Here is a 19,133-nt window from a genome sequence, read left to right as displayed (position 1 = left end):
GTGCGGGTCCTTTCAGCGGACGGGGCAGCGGTGGGTACGGGCGGCCAGTTCGGCGGCGGCGCGGCTGTCGTAGTCGGCGGAGAAGTTGCAGCGCGGGGCGGTGCAGGCGGCGGTGTGTTTCTCGCGGCCCCGGTTGTCGTGGGCGGTGCCGACCTGGACGGGGCCGATGCGGGTGACGGAGCGGAAGCGGCGGTTGGCGCTCACGTGGGTCTCCTTTCAGAGCTGGGCGGCGATGGCGTCGGCCATGGGCGGCGGGACGCCGAGGCGGGCGCGCAGGGTCGGGGGGTCGATGGCCGTTCCGGTGCGGGCGTGGTGCTCGGCGGCGACTTTGCGGGCGTGCTCGACCAGGGCGGCCGGGACGGTGACCGACGGCGGGGTCGGTACCGACTCGGCTGCCGGAGGCGCCGGGGGTTCCGGTGCGGGATCGGGCGCGTCCTCCCGGTCCTCGATGTCCTCGGGCGCCTCATGGCCCACGGCGTCACTGGTCTCGTTGTGCGTGGTCGGCGACGAGTGGACGAGGAGGGTTCCGCCGAGGAAGGCGACCGCGGGCCAGCCCGCGACGAGGATGCGGAGCCAGGCCGGCACGTCGTCCAGGTCGAGCAGTCCGGCGGTGGCGACGTTCGCGCCGAGGGACGCGGCGAGGGCGATCAGGAACCAGCACCACCCGGCCGCTTTCGCGTCGCCAGACCGCAGTCGGCGCCAGGCGGCGACGAGCAACAGGTCGACCGAGACGGGATAGGCCCACGCCTTCCACCCGTCCTGTCCGGCCGCCGAGGCGACGTCGTGCAGGTGGGCGAAGGACAGCGCGGCGGCGATGACCGCTTGGACGAGCACCGCGTCGACGCGGGCCAGGTGGGCGCGCATGCTGCGGCTCCTTCCGGGTTGGGGCATGGAAGGGGTAGGGACATGGCGTGAGGCGGTCACGCCGACCGGGGATGCGTGCGAAAGCGGGTCAGTCGGTCACCGGGCGGGGCCGTACGACCGGGCCCGGTGTCTCGACGGGCGGCCGTACGGGCACGTCGGGCTGGAAGGGCTGGAGCGCGGGCAGGTCGGGGACCAGGTGGGCCGACTCGCGGCAGGTCTCGGCGGCGTCACCGAGGGAGAGGTACGGCGTGCGGATGCGGGACCAGCCGCCGGAGGTGTCACCGGCCACGGCGAGGCCTGGCCGTTCGGGGGCGATGGCGCAGGCGGCGGCGACCGCCTCGGGGGCGATGTCGTCGAGTGCCATCTTGGCGGAGGCTTCGTCGTTGACGCGGTGGCAGACGCGGCCGGTCAACTGGGCCCGCAGCATGGTCGCGCCCTTGCCCAGTTCGGCGCCGAAGCGCTGGCCGCAGACCTCCAGATAGATGCCGGCCGCCCGGCCGAGCTGGGCGAGCCGGATGAGCTGGGTGACCATCTCGTCCCGGCGTTCCTCGTCCTTCTTCGTGGCGACGAGGAAGAGTTCGGCCACCTCGTCGACGAACAGCACGACGGGCACCGGGCGTTCGTGCTCGGGCAGGCCCCAGATGTCGGAGGTGATCTCCTCGTCCGGCGTGCTCGGCACGATGCCCTGCCGGGCCTTGATCAGGTCGTACCGGTCCTCCATTTCCTTGATCAGCACGGGCAGCAGTTCGGCCGCCTGCTCCGGGTCGGTGGCGAGCGCCGACAGGCGCGGAGCGAAGGGCGCCAGTTCCACGCCCCGCTTGCAGTCAATTCCGACCAGGGCGACGGGTTGGCGGGCGAGGCCGGCGACGAGGTGACGCAGGTACCCCACCGCCGAGTGCGGCGACGGGACCACCCACCTCCAGAAGCGTTGCCAGGTCGGTCATCAGGCCGATGCCCCCACGGCGGCCGGGAAGGCGGCCGGAGTGACGGCGGCGGCCCGGAAGGCGATGCCGTGCCGCTGCTGGCCATTGAAGACGCTCTCCCACGGTCGGGCGACCAGGCCCGGCAGGGAGACCGGGGCGCCGAGGGCGAGCCCTTCCGACACCCCGCTCTCCGGGACGGTCACCTTGATCAGGGACGACTCTCCCCTCCTCGATGTAAACGACGCCGATGGTCATCAGCGCCTCACGGCTGACGGCGTCCTTCGCGATCTCGCCCGACTGCCGGTCGCGGACCTTGGGCTCGGGCGCCTCGGTCAGCAGGATCTACTCGTCTAGACAAGATGTTTCCTTCGAACCCGGGGATGCCGGGAACGGGATCACCTTGCCACACGACTTGCCCACTCGTCTATACGAGTATGTGTGTCGGTGTGTACGAGTCCGAGGAAGTGGCCTCGCGCACCGCCGATTAGGTCGCCGGAAGCTGGTAGGAGAGGACGTACGCGTCGGCCGCCATCACCGTGTCGCAGACCTCCACGGCCCGCCCCGCCGTGTCGAAGGCGGTACGGATCAGGTGGATCACCGGCACACCGGAGGCCAGTTGCAGCGTCTTCACCTCGGACGGCGAAGGCATCCGGGCCCGGATCTCCTCCTCAAAGTGGTCGAGCTGATGACCCAGCTCCTCGAGACGGGCGTAGATGCCGCCGGGGCCCGGGTTGGGTTCGGCGATCTGCGTCCCGCGGGCGATATCGAGCGGGAGGTACGACGTGGCGAACTCGACCGGCCGGCCGTCGAGCAGGTACCGGCGACGCCGGGCGAGCACGCGCCGCACGGAGCCGAGCCGGGTGGAGACGTCCTGGCTGGCCTTCTCCTCCTTCACCTCCAGGCTGTCCACGGTGGGGTGACTGCCGGCGGCGTCGGCCTCCACGATGAACGCGGACTTGCCCTGCTCGCGGTGGCGCCGGGCGAACCGGTCGGAGGCGAGGCGGCGCACCGGAGGCCGGGGCCGGACGAAGACGCCCCGGCCGTGCTCGGCGTGCACCAGGCCCTCGCCCTGGAGGATCGAGAAGGAGTTCCGGACCGTCATCCGGGAAACCCCGTAATGCTCGACCAGCTCAGCCTCGGAGGGCAGCTTCTCCCCCTCCTTGAATCGGCCACGGTCGATGGCCTCGCGCAGCTGGTCGGCGATCTGCCGGAAGACCGCACGATCACTGGTCGGGTCGAGGCCGCCGAGAATGCTCGGTAGAGACGCCATGCGTACTCCTTTAGGTATCTAGACGAGTGGGCGAGTCTTGTTGCTACGGTGGAGAGCCTAGTCAGCCGAGAGGGCCGAGGAACGTGAGCACAGAACGCCCGCACTCCGTGAGCGTCGCCGGGGTCGTCGTCGACGACCAAGGCCGGGCCCTCCTGATCAAGCGCCGAGACAACGGTAAGTGGGAGCCCCCGGGCGGAGTCCTCGAACGCGAGGAAACCATCCCCGAGGCGCTTCAGCGCGAAGTCCTCGAAGAGACCGGCATCAAGATCGCGCTTCCCGCGGCCCTGACCGGCGTCTACAAGAACATGACGGGCCTGATCGTCTCCCTCGTCTTCCGCTGCCAGGCGGCCGACGGCACTCCCACCACGGGGGAGGAGACCCGCGCACTGCATTGGGCCACCCGCGAAGAAGTCATCGAACTCGCCGACGAGGCGTACGCGATCCGCGTCCTTGACGCACTCGACGCGGCGTCCCCGCCGGCCGTCCGCGCCCACGACGGCGTGAAACTCGTCTAGCCCGAACCCGCTGCACATGGCGGCCTACCAGCACGAAGGGACTTGTATGCACGAGTATACGAGTGGCGCCCGGGTCTGGGGACTCAGTTGCCCAGGATTCCCAGAAGAGGTCAGCAGGGCCCGCCGCTGGACCCGCGACATCCTGCGGGGATCGCCGTTAGCCGAGGACGCCGAGTTGATCGTCAGCGAGCTGAGCGCGAACGCGATCCTCCACACGGCCAGTGGCCAGACATCCGGCAGCTTTCATCTGGCCGTCGCGGTCTCCCCATAGGTGATCGCCCTGTCCGTCACGGACGACGGAGGCACGGGCACGGCCCCTAAGGTCGAGCACCAAGACCAGGAGGCGGAACACGGCCGAGGACTCGGCATGGTCAGCGCCCTCGCTCACCGGGTGGTGGTCCACAGCAACCAGAGCGGCCACACCGTCACCGCGGAACTCTTCACCGACACCCGACCGGGAGCCCACCCGTGCTGATGGACAAGCCCGCCCGCGGCTACTGGTGCGAGTGCTGGACGGAAAGCCTCAGGGAGACGACAGAAGGGCCGGCCTTTCGCGCTTCCTTCGACGCGTACTCGGCACCCCAGGCAGACAGATGGGTAGCCATCGCGCTCCGCACGATCTCACCAGCACTCGACACGGACGCTTCAGACGAGGCATGGGCCTGGCTCCACGACGGCCGCAGCGAAACCAGGCGCGCCCTGCTGCGTCAGGAACCCTGCACGGTGACGATCACCCACGCCAGCACCCGCATCACCTGGACCATCCGCCCAGTGCTCTTCCTGCCTCTCGCACACCGACAGGGCATCGAACTCCCAGCCTGTGCGCACGACTTTAAGCCCCACACCACAGTGTCTAGTCCCAGGTGATGTTTGACGTTCTGGTCCCAGGTGACGCTTGACGGTAGGCCTAGACAACATCGGAAACCTTGTGGGGCTTGTTCGCTTTCACGTGGCGGACGGGAATGTCGGTGGTGCGTCGGATGAGGCGGACCTGGCCGTCCAGCTCGACGCTGATCGCCGTGTCCGACACGTGCACGGTCACCGTCTGACCTGCGTAGGGACGGCCGAGGGAGACGGTCTGGCGGCAGACCATGACCGTGCCCACCGCGCTGACCCCGCCGCTGCACCCTCACCGGCTCGACGCCCGGACGCGGTGGCGGGCCCGCGGGCCGCAGACCACGAAGACGCTGCACCTGGTCGCGGGTGAGCGGATTGGGCCGCACCCGCAGCAGCTCCCGCGAGGACAGATCGAAGAACGACAGGGTTTCGTCGTCGATCCGGATGCCCACCGCACGACCGCCCAGAATCTCCGCCGCCAGCACCTGATGCCCTCCCAGGCCCACCAGCCCGCTGTTGTTCACCACCCTGTCCACCTCGAACGCCGTCCCGTCCCCAGCCGGCAGCGGCGCCGGTCCGGCCGCTCGACCGCCCCGGGCTGCCAGCTGGGCAAGATCCGCCACGGACAAGTGCGAGCGCACGCTCTTGATCCGCGCCCCGGCGATCAGCAGATGGATCACCTGCGTGTCGGCCCAGAACGTCACCGTCAGACCCGACCGGGCCGGCCCCAGCCAGAACTGCTTGCCCGCGACCTGCAGATTCCCACTCGCAGGCACCACCCGCTCGAACTCCACCGGCCCAACGGGCTCCACCGGCACCACTGCCGGGACCGCCTCAGACAGCCCGGCCGCAGCAACCACCGCTTCGGCCGAATCCGGCTCCGCAGGGGCAGTCCGCTGCCGCGGCACCAGCGCAAGCACCCCGGGCACCCTCAGCCCCAGCACATCCCGCTCCTCCTCGGGCACCGGGGTGAACCGGTCTCCCGGCGACTGCATGTCCAGCGCCTGATGCGGACGATCGCAGTTGTACTCCTCAACCCACGCATCCAGTGCCGCCTGAGCTGCCTCGATGCTCTCGAACGCACCGCAGTCGTCGAGGAGTTCGCGCCGCAGCGTCTGATGGAACCGCTCGACCTTGCCCGTCGTGGTCGGCGACGCCGGCTGCGTCAGCCGGTGCGCGATCCCGTTCTCCCGGCAGATCCGGTCGAACAACACCTCACCACCCTGCCCGAACCGATCGGTGAACTGCTTGCCGTTGTCCGTCAGCACCTCCTCCGGCACCCCGAACGTCTGCAAGGCCTGCGCGAACGCCGCGCAGACCGCCCGCCCCGTCGCCCGCTCGACCACCGACGCGATCACGCAGTACCGGGAATGATCATCCACACCGGTCACGATCTTCGCCTCGGTCAGCTCGCCGGTGACCGTGTTGACCAGCATCACCCCGCCGACGATGTCCATCTGCCACAGCTGCATCGCACGGTCCCGCTGCCAGCGCTTGTAGTCCGACCGCTTCCGCCGCCGGACCCCAGGTTCCACCAGCCCATGGCGGACCAGGATGCGATACACGGTCATCCGCGACGGCACCGGCGCCACCGCCCCGGACCGCTCCAGCACATGAGCGATCCGCCGCGGACCCCACCGAGGATGCTTGCGCCGCAGCTCGCACACGGCCGCCTCCACCTCCGCAGACGCCTGATGCGGACACGAAGCCGGCCTGCGCGAACGGTCCACCAGCCCAGCCAGACCCGAGGCCTCATACCGGGACTTCCACCCGCTCACCGTCTGCCGCGACCCCCAGTTGAGCGGCGACCTCCGTCACCGTCGCACCCGCCAGCACCGCAAGCACAGCCCGGTATCTCTGCTCGACAACCGACAACTCCACCAGCGCCAATCCCGGCCTCCCGCCACACGCCGCAACGACGCGCACAGAAAAGCCGATCACGGCCACTGTCAACCATCAGCTGGGACCGAAGTGTCAAGCATCTCCCGGGACCGGACAGCCCCACACCACAGACTGAGTTACAACTTTCTCTACTGGTTCAAGGCGGCTCGCTCCGCTCACCGCGCGCGGCACGGCCCCCGGCCGGGCCTGCGCTCCTGTCTCCGCCCCGCTCCAGCCCGGCCGGCGTCCGTGCCGCACTCTGAGCATTCAGCCGCCTGATGCCAGAGAAGGGGTACGTCGTGGCTGGGGCGGTCGGCTCCACGGCTTTAGGCAGCCACTTTGGCGCGAGCCTCGAAGATCATGGCCCCAACGTCGTGCTTTACCGGGCGGGTCCACAGACTGCCCGACGCGCCGGAAGCTTACGGGGCCATGATCACTCGCGCCAAAGCAGCTCCAGCCCAAAGCCGCTCCACCGACCGCGCGGGACGGCATCGTTGCCCCGGCGTACCTGGCGCTCAGGCAACGGTCCTGCTACCGCGGAGGCTTAAAAGCAGCGAGCAGAGCTCGCGCCTCTGCGTTGTCCAAGTTCAACGCAGTGCCGATAGACGTGCCCGCCGATTGGTACAACTCGCGAGCCTGCTGCTCCAAGTCACGTGCCTTCTGAATTGCCTCGACGGTTGCTCTACTTACTTCCTCTGAAGGCACGGGCAACTGGAGCTTGGACACAATGTTCCAGTCGACTCGGGTTCGCCCCATGCCCGTTGAGGAGAGCAGAAGGTCGGCTCGAGCCTCTGGCGTCCTTAGCATCTGCCAAATCAGGAACGGGTGGTACCCCTCACGCGGCCGACAGACCGTGTACTCCTTTGTGGCAACCAGACCATCCAGCTGCTCGGGAATCACTGCGACAGCACCATGGACAGCATTGATGTGGCTAATGACGATATCGCCAGCCCGCACTCTGTAAAGAGTGTCGTATGTGGAATCTGAAGCGGCGATCGTCTCGCCCACTTCGGGAGTTCCGTCATACCGAACCCTGAGAAGAGTAACCATTTCGTCGCTATCCGCGGCCAGGATGACGTCTTCGGACCGATCGGAATTCAGCAGCGTGGCATCCTCGGAATCGAAGAAGGCCGGGCGAAGAAGTTCTCCGACTTTAGCCACTCTGTGGCCCTCCCTCACCCACTTCTCTACGTTTCTACCTGCACTTGGCAGACACGCCTTCACGTCCATACGCTTACTGATCGCTTCAGCCGGCACGATCCAGTCGCTAGCCGCGGTATCACCGTTCAGGAAAGCTCGATAAAGCTTGCCGACCTCTTCGATCTCTTGCTCTGCAGCCTTCCGATTCAGCTCATCGACCGGAAGGACACGCTGTCGCGCCACCTCATCGATACCGACTCGAGTGCAGTAGTACATGAAAATCGGGCGCTGCTCCTCCTCCGGGAAGTTCTTCTTCTGCAGCACCACGATAGAGGTCTTAACTCGAGCCTGGGACCTTTGAAACGCATCTCCAGGAAGTGACACGACAGCCACCACGATGAATTTCTCGCGAATGAAAGAGCGCACCCTTTCCTCACGATCTCCACCCAGAATCGAGTCATCGATCACCGTCACCAGTCGTCCACCGGGCTTCAGCAGATCGTGATACCGCTCGATGAACATCATGCTGGACTTCAGCCTGGCTACTGGAGTGCGGCTTCGGGCGGTGTTTTGATAGGCCAGTTCGTACTGTTCAAGAATTTGGCGCTCCGCGTCCGTCTTCCGCGCATACTCCTTGGCGAAGGGAGGATTCGTAAGCGCGACGTCGAACACTTGCTGGCCAGCGATACGCTTGAACTCTTCCTTCTCGCTGCGCACCTCTTGGCTTTCGGCCGCATGACTGTGGAAGCGTTTATCGAGAGCGTCTACCTGGTAGACGCGGCTGCCTCCATCACCGTGAAGGTACATGTTAATTCGAGCAATTCGCGCCAAGGCAGGCTCTTTGGCTACGTCGATTCCAAAGATATGTTCCGTGGCGATCTCATCTCGAATGCGAGACTTCTCCGAGGGGGAGAGAGTTCGGTTCGCCTCAACCTTCCCCCACATGTCGGAAAGCGATTCGATAAGGAATCCGCCGGTTCCACAGCACGCGTCGATCACGGTGTCGACGTGCTCGCGGCTCACCTGCAGGTCTGCTAGTCGTGTAGCCAGTTTGACGACGCTACGAGGTGTGAAGAACTGCCCGAGATCCTTACCTCGAAGAGTCGCGTTAAGGAAGGTTTCAAACAGTCGACCGTTGAGGTCTGAGTCCATGCTGTAAAGATCGATCTTTTCCAGCTTACCGACAACGCCCTTTATGGTCTCCGGCGACAGGTCGAGGATCTCGCCGGGACTGAAGATGCGCTTCTTCTTGCGCTGCCTGATTTCCTCTTCCAGTTGGCGCACGAGATTGCGGAACTGGATGTCCGCCACTGGGTTGGGACTATCCTCCTCCATCCTCTCGATCCAGGACAGCGAGAATTTCACCTCGGAGGCTGGAACTGCAATCGATCCATCATCAGCGAAGACAGCCCTGCTGTTGTCGTGCACCGATTTGTCACTCAGTAGCTTCAAGAAAACAACCTTCACAAACTCCATGAAGGCCGCAGAATAACTGTAGTTCTCTCGCCGATAGATGAGTTTGTGACACCACGCAAAGGCGGCATTGATTTCAGAGATGGAGGCTTGGTTGATGGTGAGCGAAGACTCAAAAAGCGTCGGTTGAACCGTCCAACGTCGCGACGAGAAGCTATCCGGACACAGCGTTTCCTTGAGCTGCTTCCATTTCGGGTTGCTCTCCTCGAAATCGGTGAATGACAGCCTCAAAATCGGGTCCTGTCGATCCCATTGATAGAGCTCAGTCATGAGCCCATTCGTCATCAAGAAATGGGTGACAGGATTTCCATCATGATGTGAAGCGTTCAGGTGGTGGCAGTAGCTGGCCGCCTGCCCGACGAAGGACTCAAGGTTTTCGCCCGCTGCCTTGGCCTCGATGACCCAGCGCACGGTGCCGTCGACTTCGAGCGCATAATCCGGGCGGTACCTCTTGCGACTGCGCCCTTGGTTGACCATCAGCTCATCCAGGGACTCTTTCGGGCGCACCTGGTTGTCTGAGTAGTCAAGGGCGGCGATAAGCCGGTTCACAAAGAACTGTTCGACGCTGGCCTCGTTACCCAGCACCGCCCGCTCACAGAACATGTTGCTGCGGGAACCATGAACCTCAGTCACGGGCTTCCTCCGATTGGCACCTTAGCGAACGATAGAAGGCCGGCCGCCCGACGCGCCAGTAGCCATCCCAAACGACACAATGTACCCCACGACCTCGACATGGTTGTCCACCGCCCTGTACTACGTGCGCTCTGACGGAAGGCCGCAAGCTCCTCGCCGCCCTAGTCCACCAAGTTGACCAGGGCGAAGCCCATTGGGTGCCTGTGCCGCGCCTGCAGATGGCCGGTTGAGAGGAAGGTCAGCACGGCGATCTCGGCCGCCAGCAGTCAAGCGGCCGCCTGGCTAGAGAAGCGGACAACGTAGTCGGCGGCCCCACTGCCGAGCTGCAGCCTGCCGGCCGTACGCGCTGGTTCCGCTGGTGGCGCTAGTCAAGTGCAGCGGCACCAAGCGCGCCCATATCTGAAGCGCTAGAGCGGGCTCTCGTCCTCTGTTTCACTCTCGTCAGTGATGCGCCGCCAAAGCCGCTCTGCGATGTCAACAAGTGTTCCCTCACCCGAGACTTTCCACTGTTTCGGGCCCTGAACCGTGCTCCATTGCTCTTTCCAGTCGGCCGCGTTCCACATCTGAGAGACGAGTCCGGTTGGCGAGTAGCGCTTACCGTCAGCCTCCCAGAGAAGCGGTGCTTTTCGATCATTGACCCAACTAGCTCGCCGACGCCTCGGGTCCGCGTCGAGCCATGCCCCGATGGCCACCTCTTCGGCGGTGCTTGGCGCATAGACGAGAGGGGTACCATCCCTAATGACGTCATGGTCGACAAGGAGACGCACGGTCTGCGGTCGGCGCCTTCTATTCCGCGAGGCCCCTTCAATGAACGCGCTCAAGTTCATCGGTGAGTCCGGCCCGGTGCCACGTTCGAGCATTCCTAGCACGGCCGCGACCAAGCGGGCACAGCGTTCTTCGTTGGCAAAGGTGCTCGTGACGAAACTCTTACTTGTAAAGAGAGTGTCGACCATCGGAATAAGGCATGTGAGCACGGCGTCCACTTGCGCGGGCACGTCAGCAAACACACCCGCCCATTCGTCGTCTGGCTCGTCAAACTTGTCCCTGCCGATACGCTGGAACACCAAATGGGCGACCAGCAGGGAGCCACTATCCACCACCGAGCCCGGACGCCCGGAGAGCTTTGATCGCAGTTCGGTAAGCCGATCACGCACGAGCCTCAAAACCTGCACTGCACGCCAAATCTGCTGAGCGGTAGGCTGCTGCCCGAAGAGCCGCGTGTAAGCGCCCCCGCGCCCCTCTTCCCACAACACATTAGTAGAGCCCTTCACCCGCACAGCCAGGGACGAGTCCCGATGCATGCACGCCAAGGCGGTCGCAGCTTCAGTGACTGAGCAGCCCGACTCTGGAGCGGGATCGAGCTCCCCCCGCCTGAAGACGTATTCTTTATCGAGGGAAAGCCGGAAATCCTTCTGAATTTCGCTTTGAACGGTATCAATAGCGATGAAGTCCCGGCGCTCCATGTGGTTCTGAGTGTTTGTCGCCTTGGTAATTGATCGCCCGAAGTTTTCTGGCGCCCCGTCAAGAGAGATGATCCGCACTAGGACGTAGGCGTCCGCAACAGCCTCTGGGTCCCTTTCGTAGGCGCGGAAGGCTGAGGTTACCGTCTGCGCACCGTTTACCACACTGGCATTATGCAGAATGAGGGTAGTAGGTTGACCGACTGCCCGCTTGGCGTGATATTCCTGTTCGATCCTGTCGCACTGCACCGTGATCCCGTTATGGCGGTATATGAAACCTTCAGGATCTTCTATCATCGACTCGACCATGGTTTGGTTGACCCCAGTCAAGCCTAGCGACTGTCGAACGTTACGGTCGTAAAGGCGCTCCCCGTGCCCCTTGTCATGGCCCTGGTCGTCACCTTTGCCGCCATACCAATGAGCGAGCTGGTCTGCGCTGACTTCTCCGATGACAGCCTTATACGGGGTTTCCCTGGTGTACCACTCCCTGTCCATGGTTGCCTTGAGAGTGATGGGCTGGGGTTCCAAATCTTCCCTGACAGCTCGGTGGAAGTCTCGCTGGTCTAGGACTCTGTACTCGACAGTCCGTCCAAGGCCACCGAATTCATGAGCTGCCTCATTCAGGATGTTCTGAGTCTCAACAGAGAGACGACCGTCGCCGATTAGGGCAATGACTAGATTGACCTTACAGGTGGGAAGTCGAAGCACACCGTGCACGCGATCAGCGAGGAGTTGCAATCGCTCGTTGAAGTGATCGAGGTCGCGATTATCGAGCTTCTTCAGTCCATGCACAAGCTTGAGGGCGGCTTCTGTATCAAAGCCGGCTGTTCCTTTATTTTTCCACTTGGCCTGAATTAGCCAAAGTTCAGACCCGGAGGTAGAGAACGCGACACAGTCAATGCCGAAATCATCTCGGCCATCGATTACCCCAGCCGCCGCCTCGTCTGACGTGCAGTCCGTCAGAATACGCGCAGCCTTAGCGGATACGGCCCTCGACAACAGGGCTGTCTCGCGTTCCGTGGGGTCCTTCTGCTCGAAGTCCTCCATAGAGATACGAGGTTCGAACTCCCGCAGCAACGCGCTCCGGATGTGTTGTACCTCGAGCGGCATGTCCTGCAGGCCCTTGCTCATTCCCCACCCCTACCGACCCCACGCCAGGGCGGATTAGCCTATCTCAGAGCTAGCAGCGCGTGCACTCTTCTTGCGGGACCGGGCGTGAACCGCAGCTCCTGACATTCGTCACAGAACGTCTCTGACCTGCACGGACTCTCGCGGTGCACAGGCCCTCCGGAGCCGTGTGCGCAGGTTCGAATCCTGCCGGGGGCACCCTGCATGAGGTGCCCAAAGACCCCGTCACCAGCGGAAACGCTGAGGCCGGGGTCTTCGCGTATGTGCAGGCGCATGTCGCCGGAAGCAGCCGTTTTGCCAGTGATCAGACATGGCAACCGTCATGCTCCTGGCAGGGTTTCCGCAGGTCAGCAGCCGTTTCCGGGGCCCGGAGCGTAGCCGCGTGGAAGGGTGCGACGTGATCCGGCACGGGAGAGCAGACCCGCGTGACCGATGCGTCGGCGGACGGTTCGGCACACGGTGGGCTGGGTGTCGTGGGGATTGAGGCCGCACGGCACTGACCTGGAACGACAGGATGTCATCTCAGGCGCTGGCACTCGCCGTCATGATCAGGCAGGCCCTCGTCAGGTCGAGGTCTCGGGGTCGGATCCCGAAGGCTGCTCCCTGAATCCCAGCTCAGGCAGTGTCCGAGCTGGGTTCCTGTTCAGTGGGGGCGGCGGTGGGGCGGGCTTCAGGCGGTCAGGGACTTCCACAGGGTGATCGGACGGTCCTCGACCGCGACCTGGTCGTTGTGCCCGTGGCCGTCGGCGATGGAGATGATCCGGTATTTCTGCTGGTGGAACACCCAGAACAGGCTCAGCCCGTTGATGCGTTGCATGTCCGGCAGGGCGAGGAACTCGTCCACGCGGGAGATGCCGGCCAGTGACTGCCACAGGCTGAGCGAACGGTCGCCGCGTTCGATGACGTCGTTGTGTGCGGAGCCGTCGGCGATCGAGATCAGGCGGTAGACCTGCTCCCCCAGGGAGGAGTGGAAGAGCCAGTAGTGGCTCTTCCCGTTCTGGCGCTGCATGTCGGGCACCGGCAGGAAGGCGTCCACCTGCGTGATGCCGTTGAACGAGGCCCAGGCCGAGATCGGCCGGTCGGGCCGGTCGACGGCGGCTGCTGTGTCGGGGGCGAGCCCGGACTCCGCTCCGTCGGCGACCGAGATCAGCCGGTAGACCTGGCGGCCCTCCACGGTGTGGAACAGCCAGTACCGGCTGCGGCCGTTGACGCACTGCTCGTCCGGCACCGGCAGGATCGCGTCCACCTTCGACACGCCGTCGTAGCACGGCCAGGTGGACAGAGGCCGGTCGGGGCGTTCGACGACGTCCTTGTGCTCGTCGCCGTCGGCGATGGAGATGGTGCGGCAGACCGGTCCGTCGCCGCCGGTCCCGTAGGCCCAGTACCAGCTCTTGCCCTGGTCCCGTTGGCGGTCGGGGATCGGCAGGAAGGCGTCGGTCGGCCGGACGGTGTCCGGGAGCTTGTCGGTGAGGCGGCCGTCGCCCAGCAGCCGCAGTGTGGTGAGCGAGGGGACGAAGGCGTAGACGGAGCCCTCGGTGGTGACGAACTGGTGGAAGCTCAGCTCGGTCGTCGCGTTGGGGCTCTCGAAGGCGACCTTGCCCGTGGGGCCGACCATCGGGTCGGGGCCGGGCTTCGCGGGGCGGTTCGGCGGGAAGTCGACGTTGTTGATCCAGCTCTTCTGGATGAACTCGAACTGCTCGACGAGGTCGGACTGGTAGCAGACGAAGAGCAGTCCGCGCGGGTGGTCGGGGCCGCCGGGGCCGTCCGAGGCCGGGTCGAAGGGCGCGCCGTAGGGGGCGCCGCGGCGGATGATCCGGCGTCGGTCCATGACCGGGTTCTCGGGGAACGGGTCCGTGCCGGGCTTCTCCTGCAGGCTGTCCCGGGGGTTGGTCTTGCGCAGGTGGGAGAAGAGGGGGGTGGTGAAGCCCTCCGGGTCGTTGCGGTAGCCGAAGTCGTTGTCCTGGCTCGCGAGGGCGTTGTCCGGCATGTCGGCGTGCGGGCACTTGGCGACGGGCGTGCCCGAGCGCCAGCGGCCCACCACGCGGGCGGCCAGCCATTCGGTGGTCGCCTCGTCCGGCACCACTTTGGCCTTCCTCAGGACCTTCAGTTGCGCGGTGACCTGGGCCCACCAGCCCGGGACGTCCTGAGCGAGCCGGCGCACCACCTGGAAGCTGCCGTTGTTGGCCCACTCGGGCATCTCGTCGTACGGAATCCCGCCGACCCGGTCGTGGCCGATGACGAACTCACCGGGCGGGACCAGCCGGGTGCCCGGGTGGTCCTTGACGTACTCCGGCCGCTCCGGGTCGGGCTCGTCGAAGCCGATGACCCCAGGCTCGCTGACCCCGTCCTTGAAGCCGAAGTGTTCCTTTCCGCGGCGGGTACCGGGCAGCGTGGCGCCGTTCTGCTGGAAGACGATCACGATCTTGGCCTGCGCGGCTGCCTCGCGCTGGGCGGTCAACGCGTCCTGGAGCCCCTCGGCGGTGTCGGAGGCGACGGTGATCACGGCGTGCACGGTCTGGCCCTTGCCGTCTCCGAACAGCCAGTTCTCGGGTGAGCTGTCGCCGGTGTCGCCCAGTGAGCGCTTGTGGGACCCCTCCTTGAACGCCTCCAGAGTGCCGCCCTTCGGTACCGAGGGCAGTGGGTCCTTGCCGCCGTTGAGGACCTTCAGACCCTCGTAGGTGAAGCTGACGTTCGTCCAGGTGGCCTTCATCGTCTTCGGGTCGTCGCCGCCGGTGGCCTGTCTGGCCTTGCGGAACGCCGCGTTGAAGGTGGCCACCTGTCTGGTGGTGGAGATCTGGGAGGCGAGCCGCTTCACCCAGGTGCGTGCCCGCGCGGGGTCCTCGAACTTGAGGAAGAGCAGCGTCATGCGGTCCTTCTTGAAGCCCGCGAGCACATCGCCCTGAATGTCGTCACTCTGACGCAGTTTGAGATCTTCCGTCACGTGTTCTCCTTGACGTTCGCATATGCCATGAGGTCGCCGTAGTAATCATGAAACTACGCTACGTGATCGAAGCGAGGGTGGAGAGAATCTCCGGGTCGGCCGCGTCGCGGTCCTGGGTCGTGGCGTAAAACCCTTGTTCCACAAGGGTTCTGACTCACTTGGCCGCCGAGAGGTCACCCGCCTGCCCGGTATCGCGCGACAAAGATCACCCGGCGCGCGAACACTGTGAGTAGTCGCCCACCTCTGCCGTGTGCTGGTTCCGTACGCCTATGTCATGTGCTCCCGTCATGTGCTCGCCATCGGACCCGGTGCCACGGCGCGGCCGCGACACCACCGCTGCGCGCCCTGCCCTCTCTCTCGCAAGGAGTCCCATGTCCCCCAGGAACCCGGCCGGTCCGTCGTCCAGACGGATGCTGTACGCGGCGCTCTCCGCGTGTGCCGTCTCCGCGCTGACACTCACCACGCTGTCGTCCGGGCCGGCCGCCGCCCACGGGCACGGCGGTGACGCCCCCTCGGCCGACCGGACGCAGGCCGACCCGGACGAGGCGTCGGTCATCGGCGAGGAGCACGCCGAGGAACACGCCATGACCAGGCGGGCCGTCAAGGCCGTCGGCGAGTACCCGCAGTCCACCCGCACCGAGCGGCTCAAGGCACTCACGGCCTCCCAGGCCAAGGTCAACGCGGACTTCGACGCGCTGGACGCCGGCAGGTTCCGGGAGTACTTCCAGTCCCCGGACTTCGCCGCGCACATCGCCATGCTGCCCACCGGCAAGGTGCTGCTGTTCTCCTTCGAGCGCATCGAGAGCAACCCCCAGAAGGAGCCGGCCCCGACCGACACCATCGGCAAGGAGAACGCGGGCCGCGCGTACCTGTGGGATCCGGCCAAGGGCACCGGCCCGGGCTCGTTCACCAAGGTCACGCCGCCCGTGATCAACATGCCGGACGGGCTCGACCAGCCCCGCCCCGCGCCGTTCTTCTGTGCCGGCCACTCCTTCCTGCCCAACGGGATGCTCGGTGTCTTCGGCGGCAACCTCGGCGGCAACGGCGGTACCGGCGCGAAACTCTCCCTCGTCTTCGACCCGTGGGAGGAGAAGTGGTACCAGAACCAGGACATGGTGGTCGGCCGGTGGTACCCCTCGGTGGTGACCGGCGCGGACGGGCGGCAGCTGATCATGTCCGGCCAGTCGGAGCTCGGCTGGGGCACCCCCAGCCCGATCGTCGAGCGCTTCCCCGCCCTGAACAAGCCCGTGCCCACGGCCAGGACGGACAAGCCGGAGGGCTGGGCGGTGGAACGGTTCAGGGCCGACGCCCCGTTCAAGCGGGACTACCCGCACCTCTTCTCCCTGCGGGACGGCAAGATCTACGGCCTGGGCCGGAACCCCGAGCAGCAGTGGACCTTCGACCCCGCCGCCGAGACCCGGACGGACCTGGCTCCCCGACCGGACAACATGCCGCGCAACTACGGTTCGGCCGTGCCGCTCCCGGCCGGCTTCAAGGGCCCGGACTCGGTGCTGGTACTCGGCGGAGACCGGGACGACCCGAACACGTATCAGCTGGTCGGCGGCAAGTGGAGCAAGGAGAAGGCGCGCGCCTTCGGCCGCACCCAGGACGACACCCTGCTCATGCCGGACGCGACCCTGATGACCGTCAACGGCGCCTACGACATCCGGGACTACGGCAACGGCCCGTACAACCCCAACGCGGACCTGAAGTACCGCCAGATCGAACTGCGTGACGAGAACGGCAACTGGAGGCTCGGCCCGGCCCAGCGGCTGCCGCGCGGCTACCACTCCAACGCCGTGGTGCTCCCGGACGGCCGGGTGATGGTCACCGGTGACGAGCTCCAGCAGCTCGCCAACGACCCCGACATCACGGACGACATGAACGGCAGCATCGAGATCTACGAGCCGGCCTACCTCCAGCAGGGCAGCCGTCCCCACCTCGGCATGGTGTTCAACCCGTCCGTCGGGTACAACGACAAGATCACGGTGAGCAGCAACACCGCCTCCGACGTCACCCGTGCCGTCCTGCTGGCGCCGACCACCGCGACCCACTCGGTCAACACCAGCCAGCGCCACCTCGACCTGCGGATCAAGAGCCGCAGCGGCAACTTCCTCGAACTCCAGGCCCCACCGTCGGCCAATGCCGCCCCTCCCGGCTACTACATGCTCTTCCTCCTGAACGAGGAGGGCGTGCCCAGCACCGCCGGCTGGGTCCAGGTCAAGCCGACCTCGGGCGGCCAGACCCCGGGCAGGAAGTAATGACCGCCTGACTCTGACGTGGCTGCCGCGAGTCCCGCGGGCGGCTTCGCTGAAGCCCAGCTCAGACGCCTTCTGAGCTGGGCTTCTTCCGTGGGCTTCTTACTCAGGCTGGGGGCACCGGCAAAAGGCCCTGGGCCCATCACGGCCAGGGCCTTCGGCATGGACGTCTCCGTTCGTCCTCAGCCGGCGGCCTTGGCGATGATGCGATCCATTTCCTCTCGGTCAAAGGCCCGCAGGGTCGTGGTACGGACGTTCCCCACCCCGCCGAGCTGCAGAAGCGCCGCGGTGGCGGTTTCGTCGTCGGGCGCCTCAACCACGGCCACGAGGTCGTACGGACCGACGGTCCAGTAGACGTTCAGGAGTTTCGCCCCGAGCTTCTGTACCGCTGAACCGAAGGCCTCGGCACGCTTCGCGGTGTCCTTGTAGTTCCGGACCCCTTGGTCGGTCCAGTTCAGCAACGTGACATACGTCGGCATGGACTTTCACCTTCATCCGGGAACGCATTGCGAGTCCAAGCCTGGGTGGAAGGGCGGAAACACGCACAAGGTGCGCGTCTGAACGAGTAATGCGAGCGATCACAAGTTGTTGGTCACGGTGGCCGGAACATCTCAGTGCCCAGCCGTCCAGCAGGGAAGTACCGTATGCGTGAGCCCCGTCCTGGTCCCGCTTGCCGGACTGGACGGCCCGCCGAGGGAGTCCGGCCCGGCTTGCGTACCAGCGCAGGGGCGGGGTCGCCTTCCTGCCCGCCGGAGCAGAGCTGCGCGCAGGGCCCCGGCCAGCCCTTGATCGAACTCCTCGAACGATCGTTGTCGTCCGGGCCTGTCGGCGGTCGACGTGGACGGCCGCAGCGAGGAGGATGGGTGCAGGCGCATACTGGAGGCAATGACAAAGCCATTCGCACCGAAGCGTCACTTGCCTACCAGCCCCTTCAAGGCTCCGGTCACGGCCCCGCCCAAGCAGTTCGCCGTGGGTGACCAGGTCACACACGACATGTACGGCCTCGGCCGGGTGATCGGCGTGGAGGAGGGGATCGCGGCGCTCGTCGACTTCGGGTCGGCGCAGCAGCGGATCCTGAGCCCGTACTCCAAGATGACCAAGCTGTAGGACCGCTGTGCCGGTCATGGCACGCCAGGCCCCCTTCAGGGGCCTGTAACCAATGGGAGACCTCTCATCGAACTGACCTCGCTGTTCTCCGCTCCGGAGAAGGCGCCCCGCTGTCCCGCCGCGGTATCGCCGCCTCCGACGACCAACCCCTTCCACGCCCCGGACTTCGGGGAGGACGAGACCTTCCCGTTCGAGGAGGGGCAGGGAGCGGCCGCCCGTACGGGTGTGGCGTAGCCCGGGCGTATCGATTCCCATCGGTGACTGTGGTGCCGGCTCGGTGACGGTGGTCACGGCGGGCGGCCACGGGCCGCCTTCGCTCGCTCCTCGGGTGGCGTGCGACCGGGGCAGGCTGTGTCAGGCCCGGCCACAGCCCCCGGTCGCCACGCGTTTCCTACGTCACACTCCGCGCGGCCACGAGTGACCGCTGCGCATCGCTCACCACGTCCCGGAGGCGTCCGGGGCGTACGTTCTCGCGGTCCATCCACTCGTCGAAGCGGGGGCGCAGGTGTCGTGCCATGGGCGTGCCGTGGCGGCGGAGTACCGAGCGGTTGACCGAGATCTCTTCCTGTAGCTCTCTGCGGAGGTCATCGGTCCAGCCCTGCCCCCGGTCCTCTTCCCTCAAGGGCTCCTTGAGCACGGCCACTGCCGCATCGAGGACGGCCAGCAGGTTCTTGGCGTCTTCCACCCCCCGCTCCTCCCCTCC

12 protein-coding genes and 4 pseudogenes are annotated in these 19,133 nt (G+C 65.8%); 5 read left to right on the top strand and 11 right to left on the bottom strand.

Annotated features, from left to right (window positions below; translation table 11 throughout):
• Nucleotides 1-12: 12 nt before the first annotated feature.
• The 5 genes and pseudogenes from ACIBBD_RS23575 to ACIBBD_RS23555 form a co-directional block, all read right to left on the bottom strand.
• The gene (locus ACIBBD_RS23575) at nt 13-204 is read right to left on the bottom strand and encodes a mobile element transfer protein (RefSeq protein ID WP_399421455.1); all 192 of its coding nucleotides are present in this window, start codon (nt 202-204) and stop codon (nt 13-15) included.
• A gap of 12 nt (nt 205-216) precedes the next feature.
• On the bottom strand, nt 217-864 hold the full coding sequence (locus tag ACIBBD_RS23570) for a DUF2637 domain-containing protein (protein ID WP_399421454.1): 648 nt from the start codon (nt 862-864) through the stop codon (nt 217-219).
• An 88-nt stretch (nt 865-952) separates the two neighbouring features.
• Nucleotides 953-1,747, bottom strand: a pseudogene (locus ACIBBD_RS23565) (FtsK/SpoIIIE domain-containing protein); the annotation flags it as partial.
• 60 nt (nt 1,748-1,807) lie between these two features.
• Nucleotides 1,808-2,129, bottom strand: a pseudogene (locus ACIBBD_RS23560) (hypothetical protein).
• A gap of 142 nt (nt 2,130-2,271) precedes the next feature.
• Entirely contained in the window at nt 2,272-3,057 is a 786-nt protein-coding gene (locus tag ACIBBD_RS23555) for a GntR family transcriptional regulator (protein WP_367529854.1), read from the bottom strand.
• Between the two features lie 107 nt (nt 3,058-3,164).
• Between ACIBBD_RS23555 and ACIBBD_RS23550 the strand changes: the two genes are divergently transcribed.
• The 3 genes and pseudogenes from ACIBBD_RS23550 (at nt 3,165) to ACIBBD_RS23540 (ending at nt 4,439) form a co-directional block, all read left to right on the top strand.
• On the top strand, nt 3,165-3,572 hold the full coding sequence (locus tag ACIBBD_RS23550) for an NUDIX hydrolase (protein WP_399421550.1): 408 nt from the start codon (nt 3,165-3,167) through the stop codon (nt 3,570-3,572).
• A 46-nt stretch (nt 3,573-3,618) separates the two neighbouring features.
• Nucleotides 3,619-4,047, top strand: a pseudogene (locus ACIBBD_RS23545) (ATP-binding protein).
• Nucleotides 4,047-4,439, top strand: coding sequence for a hypothetical protein (locus ACIBBD_RS23540; RefSeq protein WP_399421549.1), 393 nt, complete (start codon nt 4,047-4,049; stop codon nt 4,437-4,439). Before ACIBBD_RS23545 ends, ACIBBD_RS23540 begins: the two are co-directional and overlap by 1 nt.
• A gap of 566 nt (nt 4,440-5,005) precedes the next feature.
• Here the strand turns inward: ACIBBD_RS23540 and ACIBBD_RS23535 are convergent.
• From ACIBBD_RS23535 to ACIBBD_RS23520, 4 genes and pseudogenes are all read right to left on the bottom strand, one after another.
• Nucleotides 5,006-6,284, bottom strand: a pseudogene (locus tag ACIBBD_RS23535) (IS481 family transposase); the annotation flags it as partial.
• 537 nt (nt 6,285-6,821) lie between these two features.
• Nucleotides 6,822-9,536, bottom strand: a complete 2,715-nt coding sequence (locus tag ACIBBD_RS23530; RefSeq protein WP_399421453.1) for an N-6 DNA methylase — start codon at nt 9,534-9,536, stop codon at nt 6,822-6,824.
• 407 nt (nt 9,537-9,943) lie between these two features.
• Nucleotides 9,944-12,127, bottom strand: a complete 2,184-nt coding sequence (locus tag ACIBBD_RS23525) for an AIPR family protein (protein WP_399421452.1) — start codon at nt 12,125-12,127, stop codon at nt 9,944-9,946.
• A 667-nt stretch (nt 12,128-12,794) separates the two neighbouring features.
• Nucleotides 12,795-15,065 carry a Dyp-type peroxidase gene (locus tag ACIBBD_RS23520; RefSeq protein WP_399421451.1) on the bottom strand — a complete coding sequence of 757 codons (2,271 nt, stop codon included), beginning with the start codon at nt 15,063-15,065 and terminating at the stop codon, nt 12,795-12,797.
• Nucleotides 15,066-15,436: 371 nt separating this feature from the next.
• Between ACIBBD_RS23520 and ACIBBD_RS23515 the strand changes: the two genes are divergently transcribed.
• A complete protein-coding gene (locus ACIBBD_RS23515) occupies nt 15,437-17,326 on the top strand; it encodes a galactose oxidase-like domain-containing protein (RefSeq protein WP_399421449.1) in 1,890 nt (629 codons plus the stop codon).
• A 179-nt stretch (nt 17,327-17,505) separates the two neighbouring features.
• Here ACIBBD_RS23515 and ACIBBD_RS23510 read toward each other — a convergent pair whose 3' ends face one another.
• Nucleotides 17,506-17,802, bottom strand: coding sequence for a GYD domain-containing protein (locus ACIBBD_RS23510; RefSeq protein WP_399421448.1), 297 nt, complete (start codon nt 17,800-17,802; stop codon nt 17,506-17,508).
• A gap of 406 nt (nt 17,803-18,208) precedes the next feature.
• Between ACIBBD_RS23510 and ACIBBD_RS23505 the strand changes: the two genes are divergently transcribed.
• Nucleotides 18,209-18,430 (top strand): hypothetical protein, encoded by a 222-nt coding sequence (locus ACIBBD_RS23505; RefSeq protein WP_399421447.1) that lies wholly within the window; start codon nt 18,209-18,211, stop codon nt 18,428-18,430.
• Between the two features lie 391 nt (nt 18,431-18,821).
• Here the strand turns inward: ACIBBD_RS23505 and ACIBBD_RS23500 are convergent, their stop codons facing one another.
• Entirely contained in the window at nt 18,822-19,115 is a 294-nt protein-coding gene (locus ACIBBD_RS23500; protein WP_399421446.1) for a hypothetical protein, read from the bottom strand.
• Between the last annotated feature and the right edge of the window lie 18 nt (nt 19,116-19,133).

Source organism: Streptomyces sp. NPDC051315, assembly GCF_044455165.1.
In the GTDB taxonomy this organism is placed as follows: domain Bacteria; phylum Actinomycetota; class Actinomycetes; order Streptomycetales; family Streptomycetaceae; genus Streptomyces.
Note: the sequence above shows the minus strand (reverse complement) of the source record. Positions and strands in the feature narration are given on the sequence as shown.

Coding starts and splice junctions, on each gene's coding strand:
- ACIBBD_RS23570 (WP_399421454.1), bottom strand. CDS start 864: ATGCGCGCCCACCTGGCCCGCGTCGACGCGGTGCTCGTCCAAGCGGTC.
- ACIBBD_RS23555 (WP_367529854.1), bottom strand. CDS start 3,057: ATGGCGTCTCTACCGAGCATTCTCGGCGGCCTCGACCCGACCAGTGAT.
- ACIBBD_RS23540 (WP_399421549.1), top strand. CDS start 4,047: ATGGACAAGCCCGCCCGCGGCTACTGGTGCGAGTGCTGGACGGAAAGC.
- ACIBBD_RS23525 (WP_399421452.1), bottom strand. CDS start 12,127: ATGAGCAAGGGCCTGCAGGACATGCCGCTCGAGGTACAACACATCCGG.
- ACIBBD_RS23515 (WP_399421449.1), top strand. CDS start 15,437: ATGTCCCCCAGGAACCCGGCCGGTCCGTCGTCCAGACGGATGCTGTAC.
- ACIBBD_RS23510 (WP_399421448.1), bottom strand. CDS start 17,802: ATGCCGACGTATGTCACGTTGCTGAACTGGACCGACCAAGGGGTCCGG.
- ACIBBD_RS23505 (WP_399421447.1), top strand. CDS start 18,209: ATGACAAAGCCATTCGCACCGAAGCGTCACTTGCCTACCAGCCCCTTC.